The organism is Rhodococcus sp. CX (assembly GCF_015865005.1).
GTDB lineage: Bacteria > Actinomycetota > Actinomycetes > Mycobacteriales > Mycobacteriaceae > Rhodococcus.
Window position 1 is genome coordinate 22,285 of sequence record NZ_JADZGH010000211.1, and the last position, 9,049, is coordinate 31,333.

The following is a 9,049-nucleotide window of genomic DNA, read 5'->3' on the forward strand; positions in this document are numbered from 1 at the left end:
TCGGTAACCGGATGTCGAACACATGCGACCGCTCCCCGAGTGCAGTCATGTATACGAAAGGTAACGATTCTTTCCCCGCTAGGATAAGTCTTTGTACGTACGCAGTGGCGTACGGGGATCACCGAGTGTCGAAAAGGGGTCGGGCGTGCCGAAGTCGGGCGACGGCGAATCAACATCATTGTCGCCGTTTCCGCTGGCACCCTCGCAGCGGGGACTCTTCGTCGCTCAGCAGATTTCTCCCGATGTTCCGTACACAATTGCCCAGTACGTGGACGTTCGCGGCCCTCTGAAATTCGATGTGCTCGTCGCTGCGGCGGACCGGGCGTCCCGTGAGTTGCTGTCGCCCGGGCTGCTGATCCTCGACCGGGACGGCGAGCCCTACCAGGTCGTGGATCCGACCATCGAGGACGCGCTTCGGTATCGGGACTTCCGGGAAGACAACGATCCGGTAAAGACGGCCCGGAACTACATGGTCGAGCGGTACAGCCGACCGATCGATCTGTACCGGGATCGGCTGATCGCCACCGAGCTGCTCCACATCGCCGAAGACCGCTACTTCTGGCTGAGCGTGGCCCATCACCTCGTGCTCGACGGCCACGGCGCGATGACGCTGATGAATCGAGTGGCCGAGCTGTACACGCACGCGATACAGGGCACCGAGGCGCCGCCGTCGAAAGCCGTCGACCTGCGGAAACTGTACGCAATGGAGGACGCGTACCGGACCACTGCCCGATTCGAGGACGATCGGGCCTATTGGGCGGAGCGAGTCGCGGACCTGCCCCGGCCGGCGCGCCTGACCGACCGATCCGGACCCCCGCGCATGCCGTCCCGCCTCGTGCGGCACGAGATGAGCCCGGGCCTGTTGAGGTATGTGGACGCGGCAGCGGCAGACTGGGGCACCACCGCCGTGCCCATCGTGCTCGCCGCGTTCGCGGCGTTCCTTGCCCGCATGACCGGACAGAGCGACATCGTGCTGGGCCTGCCTGTCGCGGTTCGCACCACGGCCGCCGCGAAGCGGTCCGGTGGAACTCTCGCCAACGTGGTGCCGCTACGAATGCGCGTCGAACCCACTGCCACCCCGCAGGACCTCGTCCGGACGATCCAGGCCGAGATCACCGGGGCGCTGCGGCACCAGCGGTACCGATACGAAGACATGTACCGCGAAATGTCCGGACTCACCGCCGGCAGCGCCGGTTTCGGACCCCTCGTCAATATCATGCTCTTCCACCGGGAAATTGTGCTCGGCGAAGTGACCGGCGAATACAACGTCCTCAGCACCGGACCGGTCGAAGATTTGTCCGTTTCGATCTACCCCGGAATTCATCCGAACAGACTACGAATCGACTTCGAAGCAAATCCCGCGCGTTACGAACCGGACGAACTGGAACGCCACCACGAACGTTTCCTACGATATTTGGAGACATTCGTCACTGCCGGGCCGACCGTCGCGATCGGCAACTACCAAATTCTCACCGCAGCCGAGCACGCCGTCGTCTCCCGGATCGCCACACCGGCAGCGGGCGTCGAGCAAACCCTGATCGACGTGCTGGACGACTACGACACCGACGACCGCACGAACCGACCGCGCACCGCCGACGGGTACGACCTCGAGGAACGTTCCCGGCAGATCGCCGCGAACCTCGTCGAGCGCGGGTTCGGTGCGGAAGATCGGGTCGCGGTGGTCCTGCCGCCCTCGAACGAGCGGATCGCGGCGACGTGGGGTGTGATCCGCAGCGGCGCCACCCTCGTCCCGATCGACCCGGAACTTCCCGAACCGGTTCGTGCCCTCTTCTTCGCGGACGCCGGCGTGGTCGCCGCGATCGCCTCCGATCCGCTCCTCGTCCCGGCCGGAGTGCTCCGGATCGACGTGGACGAAACCCGCGATGCCGACACGCCGCCGGACCCGGAGCGTCGGCATGCGATCCGCCTCGACCATGCGGCCTGTGTCGGCTATGTATCCACCCCGTTCGGACCGCCGGCGAGCCTGACAATGACTCAGCTCGGCGCCGCCAATCTGACCCGGACCCTCGCGATCGCGAACAGCCCCGACGACGACGGCGCTCGGCAGCGCATCGGACCCGGTCCGGCTCTGATCGACCAGATAGGCGGTCGCCTCGATCCGTCCGATGCGGTGGAATGGTCCGGTCTGCCGGACAGTCCCGTCTCGGCGATCCTGCTGGACACGCGGCTCAGGCCGGTACCGCTCGATTCGATGGGCGAGATCTATTTGGTGGCGTCGGCGTGGACCCGGGGCTTCGAAGGACGGGCCGGCTGGACGGCAGCGACATTCGTTGCGAACCCCGCGGGTCCTCCCGGCAGCCGGATGTACCGTCAGGGCAGGTTCGGCTACTGGGATCACGAACATCGGCTCCGCCCGGTCGAGCCCGAGGACGCGGCATCAGCGGCCTCGGCCGAACGCCGACGCGCGCTCGACGGTGTCGAAACCCCTGCGCCGCTGCAGGTCGAGCGCACATCCGCGTCCGGCTCGACCCGGACATTCGGCACGACCACAGCCCAGGTCCCGGCGGAGATTCATCGTGCGCTGCTCGTACTCGCTCGGCAGGAGCGCGCCTCGACGTTCGTTCTCGTGCACGCAGCGCTCGCGGTGCTGTTGTCGCGACTCGGGCAGGACGACGACGTCGTCATCGGAGCACCGATCGAATCCGGAACCGGCAGCAACGTGATCCCACTCCGGACCGTTGTCGAATCGGCGCATCGGTTCGGTGAGTTGGTGCGGGCGGCAAAGGATTTCGACTCCCAGGCATTTCGAGCTCCGGACGTTCCCTACGACAAGCTCGCGGATCTCCTGGGTGGACGGCATCTCCAGGTCGGGCTGATATCGGGCATCGGTGACGAGTCCCCGTCGGCGGACCTCGACCTGATCGTCGCGTTCCGTGAAATGTCGTCGGGTGCCGAGGCTGCGGGGATCGACATCGAAATCCGCTTCGTTCGAGAGCTTTTCGGTGAATCCCTCGCAGCGTCGATCGCGCGGCAGCTCGGGGGCATTCTCGAATCCGTCGCTGTGAATCCGACGATCGAGGTCCGGGACATCCCGCTGGAATCCGGTGCGCCCCTCGAAGGGGACGCTCCGGACGCCCCCAGAACGTTGGCTCGGATCCTCGCCGAGACGGCGGCGCGTCATCCCGAAAGGCCGGCGGTGGCCGATACCCACGCCACCTTGACCTACCGGGAGCTGGACGAGCGATCGAACCGGCTGGCGCAGGAGCTCGTTGCGGCCGGTGTCACCCGCGGGGATGTGGTCGCGCTGATGATGCCACGCTCGGTCGGCCTCGTGACGGCCATCTGGGCTGTCGCGAAGACCGGCGCCGCCTACCTGCCGCTGGATACGAATCAGCCGAACCACCGCGTCGACGAGGAAATTCGCGGAGCGGGTGCCGGTGTCGCGATCTGCGAGAACTCGCCTCCCGCGGGCGTGGGCTCGTGGGTCCACTGGGTCACGGTGGACTCGCTCGGCGGTTCCGCGGAGCCGGTGAATGCGCAGATTTCGGTCGACGACGCGGCCTATGTCATCTACACGTCGGGTTCCACCGGGAAACCCAAGGGCGTCGTCGTCACCCACCGGGGCCTCGGGCCCCTCGCGACCTGGGCTGTGAATGCCTATCGAGTGACTCCGAATTCCCGTGTGCTGCAAAGCTACAACCCGGCATTCGACGCGGCGCAGCTGGAGATGCTGCTTGCTTTCGCTTCCGGCGCCTGCCTCGTCGTCGCGCCGCACGACACGTTCGCCGGTGAGGACCTGCAGCGGTTCCTCATCAACCAGCGGGTGTCGCATTTCCTGTCCACCCCCGCGGTTCTGGCGTCCCTCGATCCCGCGCGATCCGACGGCTTGCGTGTCGTCGCGGTGGGCGGTGAGGCCCTGCCGTCCGATCTCGCAGCGCAGTGGGCGTCCCATCCCGAGGTGCCCGACCGTTCGATGATCAACGCGTACGGACCGACGGAATCGACCATCGTGGCTACGGCGGAGGAGGTCGGCGAGCAGGTCACGATCGGCAGCCCGATTCCCGGCACGACCGCTCTCGTTCTCGACAACCGCCTGCGGTCCGTTCCGCTCGGCGGGATCGGTGAGCTGTACCTCGCGGGCGAGGGTCTTGCCCGCGGCTACCTGGGGGCGCAGCGTCTCACCGCGGAACGGTTCGTCGCGAACCCGGTGGCGCCCGGACGCATGTATCGGACGGGCGACCTGGTGTACCGCCGACCGGACGGACGCCTGGACTTCATCGCGCGAATCGACCATCAGGTGAAGCTGCGGGGATTGCGCATCGAGCTCGGTGAGATCGAGGCGGTACTGCACAGCCTCGACGACGTGGCCGCGGCTGCGGTTGCGGTGCGTTCCGGTCAGCTCGTCGGCTATGTCGTCCCGAACGGTGACGTGTCGTCCTCGACGTTGCGGGCCGAGATGAGCGATGTGCTGCCGGGCTATATGGTGCCGACGCAGTTCGTCGTGATGGAGGCGCTGCCGCTCAATGCGTCCGGCAAGCTGGATCGGAAGGCGTTGCCGGAGCCGGTGTTCGAGGCGCAGGCGTTCCGTGCGCCGGTGACGTCGGTGCAGCAGGCGGTGGCGTCGGTTTTCTCCGAGGTGCTGGGCGTGGAGCGGGTCGGTCTGGACGACGACTTCTTTGCTCTGGGTGGCAATTCGTTGTCGGCGACGCAGGTGGTCGCGCGGCTGGGCGCGGCGTTGGATGCATCGGTTCCGGTGCGGGTGTTGTTCGAGGCGTCGTCGGTAGAGGGATTGGCGGCACGGGCATCGGAGCATGTCGGCTCCGGCGGTCGGGTGGCGTTGGTGGCGCGGGAGCGTCCGGAGCATGTTCCGTTGTCGTATGCGCAGCAGCGGATGTGGTTCCTGAACCGTTTGGATCCGGGGTCGGCGGTGAACAACATTCCGTTGGCGCTGCGGTTGACGGGTGCGTTGGATGTGGCGGCGTTGGCCGCGGCGGTCGGAGATGTGTTGGCGCGGCACGAGTCGTTGCGGACGGTGTATCCGGAGCTCGACGGTGTCGGGTGGCAGCAGGTTCTCCGGGTGGAGGACGTGCCGGTGGATCTGGTGCCGGTCGATGTCGCGTCGGCGGATGTGGTGCCGGCGGTGTCGGAGGTGATCTCGGCGGGGTTCGACGTGGCGGTCGAGGTGCCGGTGCGGGCGCGGTTGTTCCGGATCTCGGATGCGGTGGACGAGTTCGTGTTGGCGTTCGTGGTGCACCACATCGCCGGTGACGGTGTGTCGATGGGGCCCTTGGCACGGGATGTGATGGTGGCGTATGAGTCTCGGTGCCGGGGTGAGGCGCCGGGGTGGGTGCCGCTCGAGGTCCAGTATGCGGATTTCGCGTTGTGGCAGCGGGAGGTTCTGGGGTCGGAGGATGATCCGGAGTCGGTGATCTCCCGTCAGCTCGGGTACTGGACGCGGCAGCTCGCCGGGCTTCCGGAGCAGCTCGATCTCCCGGCCGATCGGGTCCGCCCGCAGGTGGCGTCCCATCGCGGGGCGAACCTGACGGTGGAGGTTCCTGCGGACCTGCACGAGGCGTTGGCCGTTCTGTCCGGCGAGCACGATGCCACGGTGTTCATGGTGATGCATGCAGCGCTCGCGGTGTTGCTGGCGCGGTTGTCCGGCACCGGCGACCTTGCGGTGGGGACACCGGTTGCCGGTCGTGGTGAGCGCGCGCTCGACGACATCGTCGGGATGTTCGTCAACACACTGGTGCTGCGGACGCAGGTCGATCCGGGGCAGTCCTTCGCGGAGTTGCTCGGGCAGACGCGTTCGGTGGACGTCGCGGCGTTCGGTCATGCCGATGTGCCGTTCGAGCGGCTGGTCGAGGTGCTCAATCCGGTTCGGTCGCAGGCGCGGCATCCGCTGTTCCAGGTGGCGTTGTTCTTCCAGAACTTCGCCCCGACCGCGTTCGAGTTGCCCGGCCTGACCATCGGCGCGGTCGAGCCGAACTTCTCGGTGGCGAAGTTCGATCTGCAGCTCACGGTCGCGGAACGTCCTGGAATCGATACCGAGTTCGGTGGAATGACAGTGGATTTCGCCTATGCCACCGATCTGTTCGACGACAGCACGATCGCCGGGTTCGCGCAACGGTATCTGCGGGTGCTGCGGGCATTCGTCGCGGATACGACGATGTCGATCGGTGATGTGGTCTTGCTCGACGACGCCGAACGGGATCGGCTCGTCGTCGAGGTCAACGACACCGATCATCGGGTCGAGGACGAGTTGCTGTTGCAGCGCTATCGGCAGCAGGTGGCGCTCACGCCGGATGCGGTCGCGGTGAGTTTCGAGGGTGACCGGCTCACCTATGCCGAGTTCGATTCTCGGGTGTCGGCATTGGCGCGGCATCTGATCTCGATCGGTGTGGGTCCGGAATCTCGTGTGGCGCTGGCGATCCGGCGGAGTCTGGATCTGGTGGTCGCGATCTATGCGGTGCTCGAGGCGGGTGGCGCCTACGTTCCGGTGGATCCGGACCATCCACTCGAGCGCACCGGATACGTGCTGGATTCGGCTCGGCCCGTTGCGGTTCTGTCGACTTCGCGAGACGGCTTCGCCGGCGGGGGAGCGGCCCCCGTGGTGTTCGTCGACAAGGTGGATCTGTCGTCCTGCTCCGATCGGCCGGTTACCGATGCCGATCGGGTGTCGCCGCTGCGGCCGGAGAACACGGCGTACGTGATCTACACGTCCGGGTCCACCGGTCGGCCCAAGGGTGTCGCGGTTCCGCATCGTGCGATCGCGAATCAGATGGCGTGGATGCGGGATCGCTACGCACCCACCGCATCGGATGTCTATCTGCAGAAGACCGCGACGACCTTCGACGTGTCGTTGTGGGGCTTCTTCATGCCGTTGCAGGTCGGTGCGCATCTGGTGGTCGCCACGCCGGACGGTCACCGGGACCCCGGGTATGTGGCCCGGACGGTGGCGCGGGAGCGAGTGACGCTCACCGATTTCGTGCCGTCGATGTTGACGGTGTTCGCCGAGCAGGCTGCATCCGAGGATCTGATCACGCTGCGTGATGTGTTCGTCATCGGTGAGGCATTGCCACCGGAGACGGTGCGTGCGTGGACGCGCCTGTCGTCGGCGCCGCTGCACAATCTGTACGGGCCGACCGAGGCGGCGGTGAGCATCACCTATCGCCGGGTCGTCGCGGGTGATGCGATGGGGCGGACGGTCCCGATCGGTCTTCCGCAGTGGAATTCGCGAGTGGTCGTCCTCGATGCCCGGCTTCGTCCGGTGCCGGTGGGTGTCGCGGGGGAGTTGTATCTGGCCGGTGTCCAGTTGGCGCGTGGCTATCACGGCCGGGTGGACCTGACGGCGGAGCGGTTCGTGGCCGATCCGTTCGGTTCGGGTGGCCGGATGTACCGCACGGGTGACCTCGTGCGGTGGAGCGCGTCCGGTGAGCTGGAATACCTGGGGCGCACCGATTTCCAGGTGAAGTTCCGTGGTCAGCGGATCGAGCTGGGCGAGATCGAGTCGGCTCTGCTCGGCGTCGCCGGTGTCACGCAGGCGGTGGCGGTGGTACGCGGCGGTGATCTGGGTGAGCATCTCGTCGGGTACGTCGTTCCTGCTGCGGGTATGGATCTCGATGCGGTGGGCGTGCGTGACGCCGTTCGCGGGGTCTTGCCGTCGTACATGGTGCCCTCGCAGGTGGTGCTGCTCGAGGCGCTGCCGCTCAATGCGTCGGGGAAGCTGGATCGGAAGGCATTGCCGGAGCCGGTGTTCGAGGCGCGCGAGTTCCGGGCTCCGGTCAGCCCGGTCGAGCAAGTGGTGGCGGCGGTGTTCGCCGAGGTCCTCGGTGCCGAGCGGGTGGGTCTGGACGACGACTTCTTCACGCTCGGTGGCACGTCTCTCGTCGCCACCAAGGTCGTGTCGAGGCTTCGCGCCGAGTTCGATGCGCCGGTACCGCTGCAGTGGCTTTTCCAGGAGTCGACGGTCGAAGGGCTCGCTCGCCTGGTGGACCAGGGTGCTGTAGCCGGGACCGGGAATGCCCTCGATCCGGTGATAACGCTGCGCAGCCAGGGCCCGGGGACCCCGTTGTTCTGTGTGCACCCCATCGTCGGATTGTCTTGGTGCTACTCGGGTCTGGCTCAGCATCTGGACACGGAGATCCACGGTCTCCAGTCACCGGGCATCGCCGAACCGGACTTCGCGCCCGCTTCGCTCGACGATCTGGCCGAGCGTTACGTCGACGAACTCCGGAGGGTGCAACCGCACGGCCCGTATCGTCTGCTCGGCTGGTCGCTCGGTGGCGTGATCGCCCATGCAATGGCGGTTCGACTCCAGGCCGCGGGCGAGTCGGTCGAACTGCTCGCGATGCTCGACAGTTTCGCCGGTGGTGGTTCGTCCGAACGTGCCGAGGTGTCCCTGAGTGATGTGCTCGCCGGCTTCGGTTTTGCCGACGGCGCACCGCAGGACATCCCGGGTCTGGTCACGACGGTCGCCGAACTGACGGGGAGTCCTGTCGAACGCGCCGAACAGTTGGTGCGCCGACTGCTTGCCTCGGCCGAACACAACCTGACGCTGCAGAAACATCACCGCCCCGGAGTGTTCGACGGCGACATTCTGTATTTCACCGCGGGGGCCGACGGTCGGCAGGGAGTTACAGGCTGGACCGACACCACCACGGGCGAAGTCCACGATCACGTATTGCCCGTGACCCATTGGGAGATGACCTCGCCCGAGGCGCTCGCGACGGTGGGACCGGTCGTACGCCGAGCGCTGGATGCGCTGTCCGAGAGGGTCTGCACAAGTTCCGGCCTGTGATCGGCGGTGCGATCGGCGCACTCTGCCGACGCTCGAAAGGTTCTCCGGCTGCCGGACGCTGAGGATCCCTGAATGTCGAATGGCCCCCTCCTGAATCGGAGGGGGCCATTCGATGTCGAGAGATTACCTGCGGCCAGGCGGCTTGATGCCACCCTTGATCTGCAGGCCGCCCGGCTTCGCCTTCGGCGGCGGCGGGACGTCCGCGGCCGGCTTGGCGGGAGCCGGGGTCTCCTCGGCGGCGGGAGCCTCGGCGACCTCGGGCTCGGCGGCCTGGGGCGCTTCCGCCGC

At 66.8% G+C, this 9,049-nt stretch carries 1 protein-coding gene; it reads left to right on the forward strand.

Going from position 1 to position 9,049, the window contains the following annotated elements; all coding sequences use genetic code 11:
- Nucleotides 1-145: 145 nt before the first annotated feature.
- A complete protein-coding gene (locus tag I0Q12_RS23370) occupies nucleotides 146-8,761 on the forward strand; it encodes a non-ribosomal peptide synthetase (RefSeq protein WP_307846460.1) in 8,616 nt (2,871 codons plus the stop codon).
- Nucleotides 8,762-9,049 lie beyond the last annotated feature (288 nt).